The sequence below is a fragment of the Xanthomonas sp. WHRI 6106 genome (assembly GCF_040202405.1).
Lineage (GTDB): Bacteria > Pseudomonadota > Gammaproteobacteria > Xanthomonadales > Xanthomonadaceae > Xanthomonas > Xanthomonas cannabis.
This window is the reverse complement of the sequence record NZ_JBEGFC010000013.1, coordinates 68,185-83,941: the sequence shown is the minus strand read 5'-3', so window position 1 is coordinate 83,941 and position 15,757 is coordinate 68,185. Positions and strand designations below refer to the sequence as shown.

12 protein-coding genes and 1 pseudogene are annotated in these 15,757 nt (G+C 64.2%); all 13 read left to right on the top strand.

Annotation, left to right across the window (positions count from 1 at the left end; genetic code table 11):
• Positions 1-5 precede the first annotated feature (5 nt).
• On the top strand, positions 6-1,151 hold the full coding sequence (locus tag ABQZ09_RS17390) for an aromatic ring-hydroxylating oxygenase subunit alpha (protein ID WP_046342573.1): 1,146 nt from the start codon (positions 6-8) through the stop codon (positions 1,149-1,151).
• The gene (locus ABQZ09_RS17385; RefSeq protein ID WP_046342572.1) at positions 1,141-1,764 is read left to right on the top strand and encodes an LbetaH domain-containing protein; all 624 of its coding nucleotides are present in this window, start codon (positions 1,141-1,143) and stop codon (positions 1,762-1,764) included. Before ABQZ09_RS17390 ends, ABQZ09_RS17385 begins: the two co-directional genes overlap by 11 nt.
• Positions 1,761-3,284 carry an FkbM family methyltransferase gene (locus tag ABQZ09_RS17380; protein ID WP_184557591.1) on the top strand — a complete coding sequence of 508 codons (1,524 nt, stop codon included), beginning with the start codon at positions 1,761-1,763 and terminating at the stop codon, positions 3,282-3,284. The genes ABQZ09_RS17385 and ABQZ09_RS17380 overlap by 4 nt, the downstream gene beginning before the upstream one ends.
• Positions 3,285-3,342: 58 nt before the next feature.
• Positions 3,343-3,555 (top strand): annotated as a pseudogene (locus tag ABQZ09_RS17375) (transposase); the annotation flags it as partial.
• A gap of 227 nt (positions 3,556-3,782) precedes the next feature.
• Positions 3,783-5,057 carry a hypothetical protein gene (locus tag ABQZ09_RS17370; protein ID WP_349777490.1) on the top strand — a complete coding sequence of 425 codons (1,275 nt, stop codon included), beginning with the start codon at positions 3,783-3,785 and terminating at the stop codon, positions 5,055-5,057.
• Positions 4,978-5,850: a 3-deoxy-manno-octulosonate cytidylyltransferase gene (locus ABQZ09_RS17365; protein ID WP_349777489.1), complete on the top strand. Its 873-nt coding sequence runs from the start codon at positions 4,978-4,980 to the stop codon at positions 5,848-5,850. The genes ABQZ09_RS17370 and ABQZ09_RS17365 overlap by 80 nt, the downstream gene beginning before the upstream one ends.
• Positions 5,847-6,590, top strand: coding sequence for an FkbM family methyltransferase (locus tag ABQZ09_RS17360; RefSeq protein ID WP_184557581.1), 744 nt, complete (start codon positions 5,847-5,849; stop codon positions 6,588-6,590). Before ABQZ09_RS17365 ends, ABQZ09_RS17360 begins: the two co-directional genes overlap by 4 nt.
• A 235-nt stretch (positions 6,591-6,825) precedes the next feature.
• A complete protein-coding gene (locus ABQZ09_RS17355) occupies positions 6,826-10,335 on the top strand; it encodes a glycosyltransferase (RefSeq protein WP_349777525.1) in 3,510 nt (1,169 codons plus the stop codon).
• 320 nt (positions 10,336-10,655) lie between these two features.
• Complete coding sequence (fliE, locus tag ABQZ09_RS17350) at positions 10,656-11,027, top strand: flagellar hook-basal body complex protein FliE (protein WP_010373676.1); 372 nt, start codon at positions 10,656-10,658, stop codon at positions 11,025-11,027.
• Between the two features lie 13 nt (positions 11,028-11,040).
• Positions 11,041-12,765: a flagellar basal-body MS-ring/collar protein FliF gene (gene fliF / locus ABQZ09_RS17345; protein WP_184557578.1), complete on the top strand. Its 1,725-nt coding sequence runs from the start codon at positions 11,041-11,043 to the stop codon at positions 12,763-12,765.
• Positions 12,766-12,775: 10 nt separating this feature from the next.
• Entirely contained in the window at positions 12,776-13,765 is a 990-nt protein-coding gene (gene fliG, locus ABQZ09_RS17340) for a flagellar motor switch protein FliG (RefSeq protein ID WP_039407758.1), read from the top strand.
• The gene (locus ABQZ09_RS17335; protein WP_039407761.1) at positions 13,762-14,382 is read left to right on the top strand and encodes a FliH/SctL family protein; all 621 of its coding nucleotides are present in this window, start codon (positions 13,762-13,764) and stop codon (positions 14,380-14,382) included. The genes fliG and ABQZ09_RS17335 overlap by 4 nt, the downstream gene beginning before the upstream one ends.
• Positions 14,379-15,755: a FliI/YscN family ATPase gene (locus tag ABQZ09_RS17330; protein ID WP_039407763.1), complete on the top strand. Its 1,377-nt coding sequence runs from the start codon at positions 14,379-14,381 to the stop codon at positions 15,753-15,755. Before ABQZ09_RS17335 ends, ABQZ09_RS17330 begins: the two co-directional genes overlap by 4 nt.
• Positions 15,756-15,757 lie beyond the last annotated feature (2 nt).

Genomic DNA, 15,757 nt, shown 5'->3' with positions numbered 1-15,757 from the left:
CGCCGATGCGATCGCGAATGCACCCTAGCTACTACGTGTCCACGGACATCTTCGCCCGCGAACAGCGCAAGATCTTCCGCAAGGCCTGGCTGTTTGCCGGCCTGAAGATGCTGCTGCCCGACAACAACTGCTTCATCACCCGCAGGCTCGCCGGCATTCCGGTGCTGATCCAGAACTTCCAAGGCCGGCTGCGCGCGTTCGAGAACGTCTGCCTGCACCGCAGCGCGCTGCTACAGACCGCTGCGGTGGGAAAGCGCCCGCTGGTCTGCCCTTACCATGCATGGAAATACGACGCCGACGGCCAGGTCGAGAACATCCCCGAGTGCGATGCCCTTTATGGCTTCGGCGATGAGGAACGCCACGGTCTGAAGCTGCGCGAGTTCGCGCTGCGCGAGGTGGGCAACCTGCTGTTCGTCAACCTCGATCCCGACCCGATGCCACTCGAAGAACAGTTTTCGGCGGACTTCATCGCCTTGCTGGAAAGCAGTTCCAATGCCTATGACACCGAGGTCATGGTGACCACATGGCGTGGCCGGTACAACTGGAAACTCGCTTACGAAAATCTGCGGGATGCCAATCACCCGCGCTTCGTCCACCCCAAGACACTGGCCAAGAGCGTCAGCTTTGTTCCCCAGGTAAACGAGGAACAAGCCAAGGAGTCCATGGGAGCCTTGCAGGACACATCGCCCGCAGCCTTGCGGTGCGAAATGCGTCGCTTCAGCTTCGGCGGCCCGGAAGCACCCATCCCCAGGCTTCAGCACTTCGGCTGGCACGAGAAAGTGGAACGCTGGGGCAAGCAGGATGCCTACTTCAACTGGCTGGCCTTCCCGAACTTGCATATCGCCAGTCCCAACGGCGGCTATTCCTTCACGCTGGAACACCACATCCCCGTCGCACCGGACCGGACCGACCTGGAAATCTATTGGTTTAGCGCACGCAGGAAACAGCCTTACGGTTCTTCCAGCCAAGTGCTACTGGCACAGATGCACGGCAGCAAGGTGGTGGTGGGCGAAGACGTGGACATCATGGAGCGGGTGCAGGCGGCATTACACACGGATGCTCCGCTACCCACCCAGGGTGCCTACGAATCCATGAATCGCCTGGTCGAACGCTGGTACACGGTGCTGATGGAGACCGAACATGAAATCTAGGTGGATCATCGGCAGCAGCGTATACCTCGACCTGGCCTTTCACGCCTGGAAGCAGGCGCGTCAGGACGAGGCGGTTATCAGGATCGATGTGCCACAAGACGCGGAATACGAATTCGATCTGGCCGTGCTGGACGGACTGGATCCGACCGCTGGGGCCATGTTTGTGGCGTTCGACGAACGCTTCGGCAACTTCAAGCGCCTAGAACTGATGCAGGCAGCGATGGAACGTGGCTTCAAGCTGGAGCCCTTCATCCACTCCAGCGCAGCCATCGCCTCTGACACGGTCATCGGGCTCAACGCATTCGTGGGTGCCAATGCTGTCGTCGGGCACGGGTGCAGGATCGACTACAACACCGTCATCCACGCCGGCGCACACCTCGGGCCGGCATGCCGCGTCAAATCGTCATGCTGGATAGAGAACGGTGTGCAAATCGGCGCGGGCGTCGAGATCGGCGGCAACAGCATCCTGCGCACCGGCGCCATCGTGAGTGGGGGCGTCAAGGTGGGACGAAGCTGCGAACTTGGCTGGCCGCGTATCTACCGCGAGGACGTGCCGGCCAAGACCTATTTCGACGCCCGCTACGACGCCCCCATTCATACCTACGAGAGATGACGTTCATGAACTCAAGAAATGAGCAGCTTCGCCAACGGATTCTCCGTATTGCGGAGCAGGAGCGCCCTGCGCTGGAGGATGTCATTGCGCGCCTACCCGCGATTGCCAACCGTCCTGTCTTCCTCGTCGCTCCCGAATCCTATGCAGGCATGGTGCATGGTCCCAGGGTCGTTGCCCACCTGCGCAATGTTATTGCTGCAATTGATGATCAAAGCATCCACCAGGACCGCATTCACGGCGCGCCGCGCTGGAGCGGTCAGGAGTTTCTTGCCAAGGCGGGGCAGTATGCCGATGCGATCGCTATCGATTTCTCTTGCAGCCCGCGCGGACGGGCGTTTGCAAATGACCTGTGCACCAGCGCGGGTATTGAGCAACTGAGCGTTGCGCCTTCCCTGGATCCGCTGATCCCGCACTTCGAGCAGCGCCCCCTCTTTCTGCTCCATCCACGCTCGGGCATTGGCAACATTTATGGCTCAAAGATCGTCCAGCACGCCGGCCATGTAATCGCCGCCGTTGATGATCAGCGAAGCGACAGCGACACCGTTCATGGGGTGCCGCGCTGGAGTTCTCGCCAGTTCATCGAACAAGCGGCCCAGCATCCCCAGGCATTGGCCATCGACTTTTCTTATAGCCCGGGAGAATCGGGCTTGGCCCGCGAGCTCTGCGACCAAGCAGGCATTGAAAGGGTAGATGCCTGCCTGGCCGTTGCCCACTGTGGGCTGCTCGCCGTATACGAGCCTGCCCAGGTATACCGTCAGCGGACGCTTTTGCGCCTGGAAGAATTTCTGCGTTTTGCGGATCGACTGGACGACGAATTCAGCATCTTTACGCTCTATAGCAACCTGTTGTTCCGCCTGACCTACGATTCCAGCCTCCTGCTGGGCTGCTGGGCGACGCCGATCAGCGAGTACTTTTCAGAATACGCCGATACCAGCACGTTCCAGCTGGGCACGCGTGAACATTTCTGCGATGGCGGTGCCTTCCAAGGCCCCATCGTCCACAAGTTTCTAGAAGCATCCCGCCATCGCTACGAAAGCATCACCGCCTTCGAACCCGACAATATCAACTTCCAGAAATTGGAGGGCGTCGCAAGCGCCCTCCCACTTCCCCCGCACGATTTCAGGGCCATCAAAAAAGCGATCTCCAACGAACACACGACGTTGCGCTTCGAGGAGACCGGCACTGTTTCCAGCCATGTGTCGCCGGATGGCGGAATCTCCGTTGCTACTACTCGTCTTGACGATGAATTGGAAAAGCTGACATTACTGAAGTTGGACATTGAAGGGTTCGAAGCCAGGGCACTCGAAGGCGCATCTCACCTCATCCGCACCCAGCGCCCCCGCATGGCTATCTGTGTGTACCACTACGCCCAGGATTTACTGGATATCGTGGAACAACTGGACAAGTTGGTGGATGGCTATCACTTCCGTCTACGCCAGCACTCTCCCGGCCACTACTACGACCTCGTTTTGTATGCATCGCCCGTCGCCGGTGCCGCACCACCACCCTGGGCGGAGTAAGCCCAGGGAAATTCACGGCTTGGAGAGATAGAGCGATGACTGACGCCCGCAAAGTTTTTCTTCCTACTTCTCGTCCAACCTTCCTGCAGACACGCTGCGCAAGGGACTGGTGAACACGATCAAGGCCCGCTGGTGGATCGAGCGCGATCACAAGGAGTTGAAGCAGGACTTCGGCCTGGACCACGACGACGGGCGTAGTTGGCGGGGGCTCCACCATCACGCCACGCTCCGCATCGCGGCCTATGGCTTCCCGGTGGCCGAACGTTTGCGCGGGACGCATCAAAAAACTTGTCACGATACGCACTACCTGCCTTATCCGAAAATGAGCGCATATGCGACGCACCCGTCAGGCGCCCGGCGCCATTTCGCCGACTCGATCGCGACATGGCGCTGAATGATCGCCATCGCAACCGGCGCAGAGGTATTCGATAGAAAACAACCACATTTCCGAATTCGATGACACAGCAAGACGAGCAAAGCACACAAGGAAGCCCTGTCATGGCGTTAGCAATCGGCTCGATCGAGCGAGCCACCATCAAATATCCAGGACTGAGTCCGCGCAACACTAAGTTGATCGGCTGGGGTGCGGGACAATTTTTTCGCGACTTCTATCCAGCCATCGCTCAGCAGTTGAACTTGCAGTACACCATCTGCCCACGGCCGGAGAATCAGGGAACGACTGTCCATGGCTTGCCGGTCAGAGCACCTTCGGCGCTGGAAGACGAATCGGTCGATGATGTGCTGATGGTCATCTTCTCCAATCACGCAGCAGAGGTGATGAACCAGATCGCAAAGGCACATGGCCGTTTCCGCACGGTACGTGCCGTCGATTACGACCAGGGCAGCATTGCACTACTGCAGGAATTGCAGAGTTTCTCGCGCTTGTTGCCCGGGCTGCAACTTTCGCGCCAACTGACTAAGGCGGATACCGGCATCTTCGTGCAGGGGCTCGCGTTCGACTTTACTCCCTTGGTACTTGCCTGGAATCGCCTGCATTTCCCTTGGGCGTACCAGTGCATGGTGACCTGGGACCACCAACCAAGCGAGCTGCTGGACCGCTGCAGGCTCTGGCTGGATAAGCTGATTTTAGTACCTCAGCCGGATAACCTGGGTCTGCAATACCGTAATGCGGTGCTGCGCTCCGCACGCCTGGGCGTGGAACATCTTGCTGAGCAAGGTATCGAGTTTGCGGTGCGTTGCCGTAGCGACAATGTACTGACCGGCTCAACCCACGACGCCATCAATGTGCATTTTAGAGGCAAGCGCAATCAGGGAAAGATCGCAATTTCTTTGTCGGGAGGGTGTCGAAACATCCCGTTCCTTTTCACCGAGAAAGCCATGCTTGGTAGGACGCAGGACATGAAGGCATTATGGTCGATGCCAGAAGATCCGCGACCGGCAAGCTATGCGGATGACGAATTCTCTCCAATGAACGAACTTGCGCCAAATCGGCATTTTCAAGAACTCAGCCAGTACGCCTTCGAATCGTCGTTGTGGAAAGACTACGCACGCCGGCTTGGATTCCCGGCCGAGACCCTGGTCGATAGCTACAGGTTTGCGCAATCGCGGCTGCTGGCACTGGAGCCGCATCTGAGCTGGTCATCGTTGAAGTTCGTCCCGTTGTTCAATGTGGCTCGCGACAACAGCTACGGTTTTTCGATGGATTTGTGGAACCGGATGTTCACCGACAGCGATGCGGTGCTGGAGGCTGCCGAGGCAGTCAGCCGGCTGGATCTCAACTCCACAGATTTTTGGCAAGGCAAAGTCGGTTGAGCCGTCCTCGCTACTCAATGCCATCGGGTGCCAGGAGGCTTCCATGACTTACGCCATCATCATCCCCGCGCGGCGCGACTCTTCGCGCCTGCCCGGAAAACCGCTGATCGAGTTAAGCGGCGTGCCCATGATCGTGCGCACCTATCAGCAATGCGCCAAGGCGGCGCCAGCCGAGCGCATTCTCGTCGCCACCGATTGCGATGTGATTCAACTTACCTGCGAGCAGGCCGGCATCCGCACCTTGATGACCTCCAGCGACTGCCTGACCGGCACCGATCGTGTTGCCGAGGTCGCGCAGCAGCTCGATGTGGACACCTATATCAATGTGCAAGGTGACGATCCGCTATTCAATCCGCAGGACGTGCGTCTGCTGATCGACGCTGCGGCAGCTTCACCGAATGATGTCATCAACGGTTACTGCCCTGTCGCCAACATCGACGAGTTCCGTAATCCGAGCGTGCCCAAGGTGGTGGTTCGCCCGGATGGGCGTCTGCTGTACATGTCGCGCGCGGCGATCCCGGTCACCAAGCAAGGCGAGTTCCGGCGTGCCTGGCGGCAGGTGTGTGCATATGCATTTCCCAGGCAGGCATTGCAGGCGTTCGCTTCGGTGTCTTGCAAGACCACGTTGGAAGAGATCGAGGACATCGAGATCCTTCGCTTTCTGGAACTGGGCTTCGAAGTGCGCATGGTGCAGATGAGCAACCAATCGATTGCAGTCGATACACCAGCGGATGTGGTTCGGGTGGAAACGGCGCTGCGTGCGCTACAGCATGGTGAGCAGAACTCCCCATGAACCAGGACAAGACAGCCAACGCACAGCCCGGTATGCACTCGCCAATCTGTGGCGCGTCCGATCTCAGAAATGAGGAACATGCTCAGGCGTACTCGCCTCGCAGGTTCTTCGACCAGTTGCTGACGACGGATGCACCGGTTGTGCTGGATGTTGGCGCGCATCGCGGTGAGTCGATCCGGTATTTCAAATCGATCTATCCGGACTGCCAGCTTTATTCGTTCGAGCCGGATCCGCAGAATTTCGCCGCACTGGAAGAAGTAGCCGCGCAGTTCGGCAGCAAAGCCGTGTGCTTGGCGCTGGGCGAGAAGGAAGAGGTCAGTCCGTACTACCGGCAAGGCATCTCGCACCTGGGTGGATTGCTGCCGATCAATGCGGATTCCATCGATTCTCTTGGATATGCGCGCCAGGCGTCGAACGAGCAGATTGCAGTCAGCAAGACCACCCTAGACAACGCGTGCGCGGAACTGGGGATTTCCCATGCGCATGTTCTCAAGATCGATGTGCAGGGCTTTGAGCGTCAGGTGCTGGAGGGCGCGAAAGCGATCCTGCAGCACACCGACTGCGCAGTGATCGAAATCGGTTTGTACGACTTCTACGGCAAGACCACCAGCTTCGTCGACGTGGTCAACTTGATGCAGGCAGCCGGCTTTTCGCTATGGGACATCGCCAAGCTGTCCAAGAACCCCAGGAGCCTGCGCACCGACTGGATCGAGGTGGTGTACCGCAAGGACGCCGCCTAGCTGCGACCTTCCTCGCAGTCCCGGGTGCGGCGGCACGCCCCAACCGGCTCGTCCCACTTTACGCACCACGGCACGCTTGTTGCATCTTCGGCTAGGCTGAGTGCGCCCAGGTTCGCCGTCTTCCGGTGCACTGTGAGGCCCTCTTCCCTCCCCCCGCTGCTGCGCCGTGGATGCACCTTTGACTGTTCAAGACAATCGATCGCCGATGACGTCCAACGCCCTTGTCAGCATCGTCATGCCGACCTACAAGCCACGCTATTTCGCGCAGGCGCTGGACAGCGTGCTGGCGCAGACTTACACGGCGCTGGAGCTGGTGATCTGCGACGACAACGCCGATGGCGCCATCGAGGCCGTGCTGGCGTCGAGGCTGGCTGACGCCCCATTTCCGATCCGCTACCACCGCAATACCCCCCGCCTCGGCGAACTCGGCAGCACGGTCAAGGGGATCGGCCTGGCGCAGGGCGAGTACGTCAAGTTCCTGCACGACGACGACGTGCTGGAGCCGGACTGCGTCGCGCAGCTGGTGGGCGCAATGGAGCGCAACCCCGGCACCGCGCTGGCGTCCTCGCGCCGGCTGCGGATCGACGACGACGGTGCGCCGTTGCCGGACATCCTGGCCACCAGCTTCCCGTTTGCCGAGGATGTGCTGATCGACGGGCCGGAGCTGGTGTCGTTCCTGGCCGACCACGCCATCAACTTCATCGGCGAGCCGAGTTGCGTGCTTGCACGGCGCGCCGACCTGGTGGCGCTGGGTAGCGAGCTGATGATGTTGAACGGCAAGGCCATCCACTGGGTTGGCGACCTGGCGATCTACGTCAAGCTGCTGCGTCACGGCAACCTGGCCTTTCTGTCCAGCCCGCTCACGCATTTTCGCGTGTCCAGTGCGCAGTTCAGTCAGGCCGGCCGCGATCAGCCCGGTATCGGCGACCAGGGCCATGAGGACTTGCGCCAGGGCATCCGCCAACTCGGCTGGCGACGCGAGGGCGGCGACAACCGTCAGGTGCGCGTAGCGCCGCTCAGCCCGCACAAGGCGCGGGTGTTCAAGTCGGTGGATCTGGTCAACGCCTTGATGCAGAGCGCAGGAATGACCGAGCGGGTGTCGCCGGCCACCTGGTTGGGGGCGCGTCATCCCAGCACCGTGCAGCGCGCCTTGATCGATGCACGTTTGCAGGCGCATGCGGGCGGCCCGCGGATCGCATTGATTGTGGTCGACAGCGACGGCGATGCGGCAGCGGTGTCCGCAACCCAGGCCAGCCTGGCGGCAGTGGCGTGTTATCGGAACCAGCAGACATGGGTGATCAGCAGCTCGCCGCAGCAGGCCGCCGAGCACGGCGGGCGCGGTGTGCTGATCGGTCCGGACGGCTTGGTGCCCGCACTCAATCAGACCATCGCCACGCTACAGTCCACCGACTGGGTGCTGCTGGTCCAGGCCGGCAGCCTGTTCACCGCCAGTGGCCTGTTGATGCTGGCGCTGGAGATGCTCGCGCTGCCGGACACGTGTCAGGCCATCTACGCCGATGAAGTGGTCGCGCTGGACGGCGGTCAGCTGGGGCTGGCGATGCGGCCGGCGCTGTATCTCGACATGTTGCTCAGTTCACCGTCGACGATGTCGCGGCATTGGCTGTTCCGGCACCAGACATTAGTGGCCGATGGCGGCTTTGCAACCGAAACGAGCGACGCCTTCGAACTGGATTACCAGCTTGGGCTGGTCGAACGCTACGGCCTGGCCTGCATCCAGCACATCGCCGAACCCTTGCTGGTGGCATCGGCCACCACGCGGCATGGCGACGAAGACGAGCAGCGCGCCATCAGCCGCCATCTTGCCGCGCGCGGGTACGTGGACGCGGTGGTGAGCAGCAACGGCCCCGGCCGGCACGCGGTGGACTACCGTCATGCACAGCAACCATTGGTCAGCATCCTGGTGCTGGTGGATGGACGCCTGGCGCAGGTGCAGCGCTGCCTGGAAAGCGTGCTCGCCAACACCGGCTATCCACACTACGAACTGCTGTTGCTGGATCGCGGCGACAGCGCCGAGCCGGCGTTGCGCGACTGGCTGGCGGGCATCGACAACCTCGGCCTGCAGCAGATCCGCGTGCTGCGCTTCGACGGTGCGCCCTCGCGCGAGGCAGCCTGCAATGCGGCAGCCGAACAGGCACGTGGGGAGGTGTTGCTGTGGTTGGCGGCCGGTGCGGCAGCGATCAAGGCTGATTGGTTGGCGCAGCTGCTCAACCACGCGCTGCGCCCGGAGGTCGGCGCGGTGGCCGGCAAGCTGCTGCGCGGCGACGGCACCGTGCATCACGCCGGCCTGCTGCTGGGCCTGGGTGCACCGGCAGCACGCGCCTTCGCAGGTGCGGCGTTCGACGAATCGGGCTATCTGCAGCGCCTGCAACTGGATCAGAACTACAGCGCGCTCAGTGGCGAATGCCTGATGCTGCCGCGCCAGCTGTTCCTGGACGCCGGCGGCTTTGCGCAGGAACCGGCATTGGCGCAATGGAGCGACGTCGACCTGTGTCTGCGCCTGCAGCAGGCCGGCTATCTCAATGTCTACGCCGCGCGCGCGCAGCTGTTGATCGACCCGCCCGACGCGACGCCCGCCACTGCACTCGACGAAGAAGCGATGTATGCGCGCTGGCTGCCGGTGATGGCCAACGACCCGGCTTACAACCCGGGCTTCTCGCTGGATCCCGGCGCCGGCTTCCAGCTGGCCGACCCGCGCGCCAGTTGGCGGCCGCTGCAGTCGTGGCGACCGCTGCCGACGATGATCGCCCTGCCCGCCGATATCGAAGGCTGCGGCCACTACCGGGTAATCCAGCCGCTGCGCGCCCTGCGCGAAGCCGGCATGGTCGAAGGCGTGCTGTTCAACGGCTATCTGGAGATCAGCGAGCTGGCGCGCCAGGATCCCGACGTGGTGATCCTGCAACGCCAGGTCGGCGAGCCGCGACTGGAAGCGATGCGGCGCATGCAGGCGCTTTCGCGCGCGTTCAAGGTCTACGAGCTGGACGACTACCTGCCCAACCTGCCGCTGAAGAACGCGCATCGCGAGCACATGCCCAAGGACATCCTCAAGACGGTGCGGCGCGGGCTGGGCATGGTGGACCGCTTCGTGGTGTCCACCCCCGCCCTGGCCGAGGCGTTCGCCGGGCTGCATGGCGACATCCGCGTGGCCGAAAACCGCCTGCCGCCGCATTGGTGGGAGCCCCTGCCCGCACGCAGCGAACGCAAGCAGCGCCAGGGCGGTAAGCCACGCATCGGCTGGGCCGGCGGCGTCAGTCACACCGGCGACCTGGAACTGATCGCCGATCTGGTGCGCGAGCTGGCCGACGAGGTCGAATGGGTGTTCATGGGGATGTACCCGTTCGCGTTGCGCCAGCACATCCATCAGTTCCAGCCTGGCGTGCCGATCGATCATTACCCGGCCGCACTGGCGGCGCTGGATCTGGACCTGGCGCTGGCGCCGGTGGAACAGAACCTGTTCAACGAGTGCAAGAGCAATCTGCGCCTGCTCGAATACGGCGCCTGCGGCTACCCGGTGATCGCCAGCGATGTGCGCTGCTACCAGGGCAACCTGCCGGTGACCCTGGTGAAAAACCGCTACCGCGACTGGATCGGCGCGATCCGCGAGCATTTGGCCGACCCGGCCGCTTCAGCGGCAAAGGGCGCGGCCTTGCGTGACGTGGTGCGCCGCGACTGGATGCTGACCGGACGCAATCTTGATCGCTGGCGTGAGGCGTGGTTGCCGGATTAGCGGATCGAGGCCGCGGGTGCATGCACTACCGTCTCGCTTGGTCCTTGTCCGCCCACCGTCGCGGGACCTTACGCGGCAGGGATGCCGCGTAAGCGCCTACAGGGACGTCCTTGCGGCGTGTCCTGCGAGGGTGGGCGGGCAAGGGCCCTGCAGCCAAGCCGCAGATCCGACGCTCTGCACCCAATACTCCTGGGATCGCCCAGCGCCGGACCCATCCGCAGCTGACTTAAAGCCCCTCCCCGCCCCCGGCGCCGGAATCCCGGCGCGGTTTCGGCACGCCGCTTGCATTGGTGTGGATGCCTCCCTGGCTGACCGCACCCATGAGCGACTCCGTTACCTCCATCCTCTCGCAGATCCGCAGCTACCAGACGCAGATGGGCCAAGGCCCGATGGGCGCGGTGGGCGATGCGGCGCGCGGCAATCAGATCCAGGGGCTGGCCGGCGCACAGGGAACACCGGCCACCCAGGCACCGAGCTTCAGCGAGACCTTGCGCGGCGCCATCGGCGGCGTCAACGAGGCGCAGCAGAAGGCCGGCGCGCTGTCCAAAGCATTCGAAATGGGCGACCCCAGTGCCGATCTGGCACGGGTCATGGTCGCCTCCCAGCAGTCCCAGGTGGCCTTCCGCGCCACCGTGGAAGTCCGCAACCGTCTCGTCCAGGCTTACCAGGACGTCATGAACATGCCGCTGTAAAGGTTGACGACACATGGCTCTCGCGATCAGCAAAGAAAACATGAACCAGAACGCCGAGAAGGCGGGGCAATGGTTCGACCGTGTCCGTAGCCTGCAGATCACCCGCAAGCTGACCATGATGGCGATGATCGCCCTAGCGGTCGCGGCCGGTCTGGCGGTGTTCTTCTGGTCGCAGAAGCCCGGCTACCAGGCGCTGTACACCGGCCTGGATGAGAAGGGCAACGCGGAAGCCGCCGACCTGCTGCGCACCGCGCAGATCCCGTTCAAGATCGACCAAGGCACCGGCGCGATCTCGGTGCCGCAAGACCGCCTGTACGACGCGCGCCTGAAGCTGGCCGGCTCCGGCCTGACCGGCAAGGAAACCGGCGGCGGCTTCGAGCTGATGGAAAAGGACCCGGGCTTCGGCGTCAGCCAGTTCGTGGAAAACGCCCGTTACCAGCATGCGCTGGAAACCGAACTCTCGCGCACTATCGGCACCCTGCGTCCGGTGCGCGAGGCGCGTGTGCACCTGGCCATTCCCAAGCCCAGCGCCTTCACCCGCCAGCGCGATGTGGCCAGCGCCTCGGTGGTGCTGGAACTGCGCGGCGGCCAGGGCCTGGAGCGCAACCAGGTCGATGCCATCGTCAATCTGGTGGCCTCCAGCATTCCGGACATGACCCCCGAGCGCGTCACCGTGGTCGACCAGAGCGGGCGCATGCTCTCCATCGCCGACCCCAACAGTGACGCTGCCCAGCACGCCGCCCAGTTCGAACAGGTGCGCCGCCAGGAAAGCTCCTACAACCAGCGCATCCGCGAGCTGCTCGAGCCGATGACCGGCCCGGGCCGGGTCAACCCGGAGGTCAGCGTGGATATGGACTTCTCGGTGGTGGAAGAAGCCCGCGAGCTCTACAACGGCGAGCCGGCCAAGCTGCGCAGCGAGCAGGTCAGCGACACCAGCACCAGCGCCACCGGCCCGCAGGGCCCTCCGGGCGCCACCAGCAACAGCCCGGGCCAGCCGCCGGCACCGGCCGTCGCAGGCGCCCCCGGGGCTCCAGCAGCTGCCAACGGCCAGGCCGCCGCACCCGCCGCGCCGACCGAAAGTTCCAAGAGCGCCACCCGCAACTACGAATTGGACCGAACCTTGCAACACACCCGCCAGCCGGCCGGCCGCATCAAGCGGGTGTCGGTGGCGGTGCTGCTGGACAACGTCCCGCGCCCCGGTGCCAAGGGCAAGATGGTGGAGCAGCCGCTCACCGCCGCCGAGCTCACCCGCATCGAGGGCCTGGTCAAGCAGGCAGTGGGCTTCGATGCGGCACGTGGCGACACGGTGTCGGTCATGAATGCCCCGTTCGTGCGCGAAGCGGTGGCGGGCGAGGAAGGCCCGAAGTGGTGGGAAGACCCGCGCGTGCAGAACGGTCTGCGCCTGCTGGTCGGTGCGGTGGTGGTGCTGGCGCTGCTGTTCGGTGTGGTGCGCCCCACCCTGCGTCAGCTCACTGGCGTGACCGCGGTCAAGGACAAGCAAGGCAAGGATGGCAAGGATGGCACTCCACAGAGTGCTGACCTGCGGATGGTCGACGAAGACGACGACCTGATGCCCCGCCTGGAAGAAGACACCGCGCAGATCGGTCAGGACAAGAAGACCCCGATCGCTCTGCCGGACGCCTACGAAGAGCGCATGCGCGTGGCTCGCGAGGCAGTCAAAGCCGATTCAAAACGTGTCGCACAAGTCGTGAAGGGATGGGTCGCCAGTGAAGCCTGATACACAACCGATGACTGGAGTACAGCGCGCCGCGGTGCTGTTGCTGTCGCTGGGTGAGAGCGATGCGGCCGAGGTGCTCAAGCACATGGACCCCAAGGAGGTGCAGAAGATCGGCATCGCCATGGCCACCATGACCGGCATCTCGCGCGACCAGGTCGAGAAGGTGATGGACGACTTCAACGGCGAACTGGCGGGCAAGACCTCGCTGGGCGTGGGCGCCGACGACTACATCCGCAACGTGCTGATCCAGGCGCTGGGTGCCGACAAGGCCGGCGGCCTGATCGACCGCATCCTGCTGGGCCGCAACACCACCGGCCTGGACACCCTGAAGTGGATGGACCCGCGCGCGGTCGCCGACCTGGTGCGTAATGAACACCCGCAGATCATCGCGATCGTGATGGCGCATCTGGACAGCGACCAAGCCGCCGAAGCGCTGAAGCTGCTGCCCGAGCGCACCCGCGCCGACGTGCTGCTGCGCATCGCCACCCTGGACGGCATTCCGCCCAACGCGCTGAGCGAGCTCAACGACATCATGGAGCGCCAGTTTGCCGGCAACCAGAACCTCAAATCGTCCAACGTGGGCGGCATCAAGGTGGCGGCCAACATTCTCAACTTCCTGGACACCGGCGCCGATCAGGGCGTGCTGGGCGAGATCGGCAAGATCGATGCCGACCTGGCCGGCAAGATCCAGGACCTGATGTTCGTGTTCGACAACCTGGTGGACCTGGACGACCGCGGCCTGCAGACGCTGCTGCGCGAAGTCTCCGGCGAGCGGCTGGGCCTGGCCCTGCGCGGCGCCGACACCAAGGTGCGCGAGAAGATCACCCGCAACATGTCCCAGCGCGCCGCCGAGATCCTGATCGAGGACATGGAGGCGCGCGGCCCGGTGCGCCTGGCCGATGTGGAAGCGGCGCAGAAGGAAATCCTCACCATCGTCCGCCGCCTGGCTGACGAGGGCGCCATCAGCCTCGGCGGTGCCGGTGCGGAGGCCATGGTATGAACGACGTGGTCACGCGCTGGCTGGCCCCCGACCTGCACATGGCCCCGGCCCTGCCGGAGCCGGAGTACGACGAACCGGCCATGCTCGAGCCGGTGCTGCGCCCGCCGACCCTGGAAGAGATCCAGGCCATCGAGGACGCCGCCCAGCAGGAAGGCTTTGCGCGTGGCCATGCCGAAGGCTTTGCCCAGGGCCAGTCCGAGGTGCGCCGCCTGACCGCGCAGATCGACGGCATCCTGGACAACTTCACCCGCCCGCTGGCGCGGCTGGAAAACGAAGTGGTCGGCGCGCTCGGCGAGCTGGCCGTGCGCATCGCCGGCCAGTTGGTCGGGCGCGCCTACCAGGTGGAACCGCAGTTGCTGGCCGACCTGGTCGGTGAGGCGGTCGATGCGGTGGGCGGTGCCGGCCGCGAGGTCGAGGTGCGCCTGCACCCGGACGACATCACCGCGCTGCTGCCGCATCTGGCGCCCAGCAGCACCACCCGCGTGGCCCCGGACATGAGCCTGAGCCGCGGCGACCTGCGCGTGCATGCCGAAAGCGTGCGCGTCGATGGCACCCTGGATGCGCGCCTGCGGGCCGCGCTGGAGACAGTCATGCGCAAATCCGGGGCAGGCCTGTGAGCGCCCTGTTCGGCGCCACCCCGGCCGATTGGCTGGATGCACGCAATCTGCGCCTGGCCACCCGCCTGGGCGCGCTTGGCCTGGAGCCCACCGCCGGCCGTACGCTGATCCGCGAAGGCATCCTGCGCCGCGCGGTTGGCCTGACCCTGGAAGCCACCGGTTGCGAAGCGCCGATGGGCGCGACCTGCAAGGTCGAGGTCGATGGCGGCTGGGTGGATGCCGAAGTGGTCGGCTTTGCCGGCGAACGCACCTATCTGATGCCCAGCGCCGAACTGCACGGCCTGCTGCCGAACGCGCGCGTGGTGCCCTCGCGGCGCCGCGGCGGCGTGGAAGTGGGCGAAGGCCTGCTCGGCCGCGTCATCGACAGCGACGGCACCCCGCTCGACGGCAAGGGCCCGATCCGCGCCGAAGGCAGCGTCGGCATGGCCGGCGTGTCGATCAACCCGCTGGCGCGCGAACCCATCACCACCTCGCTGGACGTCGGCGTGCGGGCCATCAACGCCATGCTGCCGATCGGCCGCGGCCAGCGCGTGGGCCTGTTCGCCGGCTCCGGCGTCGGTAAATCGACACTGCTGGGCATGATGACCCGCTTCACCTCGGCCGACGTCATCGTGGTCGGGCTGATCGGCGAACGTGGCCGCGAAGTGCGCGATTTCGTCGAAACCACCCTGGGCGAAGAAGGCCTGCGCCGCGCCGTCGTGGTGGCTGCTCCGGCCGACCGCCCGCCGCTGGCGCGTCTGCACGGCGCCTACCGCGCCACCGCCATTGCCGAGTGGTTCCGCGACCAGGGCTTGAACGTGTTGCTGCTGATGGATTCGCTGACACGCTTTGCGCAGGCGCAGCGCGAGATCGGCCTGTCGGTGGGCGAGCCGCCGACCACCCGCGGCTACCCGCCGTCGGTGTTCGCCAAATTGCCGGCGCTGGTGGAACGTGCCGGCAACGGCGCCAAGGGCCGTGGCTCGATCACCGCGTTCTACACCGTGCTGACCGAAGGCGACGATCCGCAGGACCCGATCGCTGACGCCGCCCGCGCCATCCTGGACGGCCACATCCTGCTCTCGCGTCGGGTTGCCGACAGCGGCCTGTACCCGGCCATCGACCTGGAATCCTCGGTCAGCCGCGTGGTGCAGGACATCGCCGACGAACCTTGGCGCCTGCGCATCCGCAAGCTCAAGCGGCTGCTCTCCGCCTACACCGCCAACCGCGACCTGATCGCCATCGGTGCCTACCAGCGTGGCAGCGACCCGGCCACCGACGAAGCGTTGGCGCGCTGGCCGGAGATCGTCGAATTCCTCGGCCAGGACGTGCACAAGGCCTCGGTGCTGAGCGACAGCCTGTCTGCACTGCAGCAGCTGGTGGAACCAGAGAACTAATC

Excerpts from the sequence above, each read along its gene's own strand:
- ABQZ09_RS17390 (WP_046342573.1), top strand. The coding sequence starts at position 6 with ATGCGATCGCGAATGCACCCTAGCTACTACGTGTCCACGGACATCTTC.
- ABQZ09_RS17385 (WP_046342572.1), top strand. The coding sequence starts at position 1,141 with ATGAAATCTAGGTGGATCATCGGCAGCAGCGTATACCTCGACCTGGCC.
- ABQZ09_RS17380 (WP_184557591.1), top strand. The coding sequence starts at position 1,761 with ATGACGTTCATGAACTCAAGAAATGAGCAGCTTCGCCAACGGATTCTC.
- ABQZ09_RS17370 (WP_349777490.1), top strand. The coding sequence starts at position 3,783 with ATGGCGTTAGCAATCGGCTCGATCGAGCGAGCCACCATCAAATATCCA.
- ABQZ09_RS17365 (WP_349777489.1), top strand. The coding sequence starts at position 4,978 with ATGCGGTGCTGGAGGCTGCCGAGGCAGTCAGCCGGCTGGATCTCAACT.
- ABQZ09_RS17360 (WP_184557581.1), top strand. The coding sequence starts at position 5,847 with ATGAACCAGGACAAGACAGCCAACGCACAGCCCGGTATGCACTCGCCA.
- ABQZ09_RS17355 (WP_349777525.1), top strand. The coding sequence starts at position 6,826 with ATGCCGACCTACAAGCCACGCTATTTCGCGCAGGCGCTGGACAGCGTG.
- fliE (WP_010373676.1), top strand. The coding sequence starts at position 10,656 with ATGAGCGACTCCGTTACCTCCATCCTCTCGCAGATCCGCAGCTACCAG.
- fliF (WP_184557578.1), top strand. The coding sequence starts at position 11,041 with ATGGCTCTCGCGATCAGCAAAGAAAACATGAACCAGAACGCCGAGAAG.
- fliG (WP_039407758.1), top strand. The coding sequence starts at position 12,776 with ATGACTGGAGTACAGCGCGCCGCGGTGCTGTTGCTGTCGCTGGGTGAG.
- ABQZ09_RS17335 (WP_039407761.1), top strand. The coding sequence starts at position 13,762 with ATGAACGACGTGGTCACGCGCTGGCTGGCCCCCGACCTGCACATGGCC.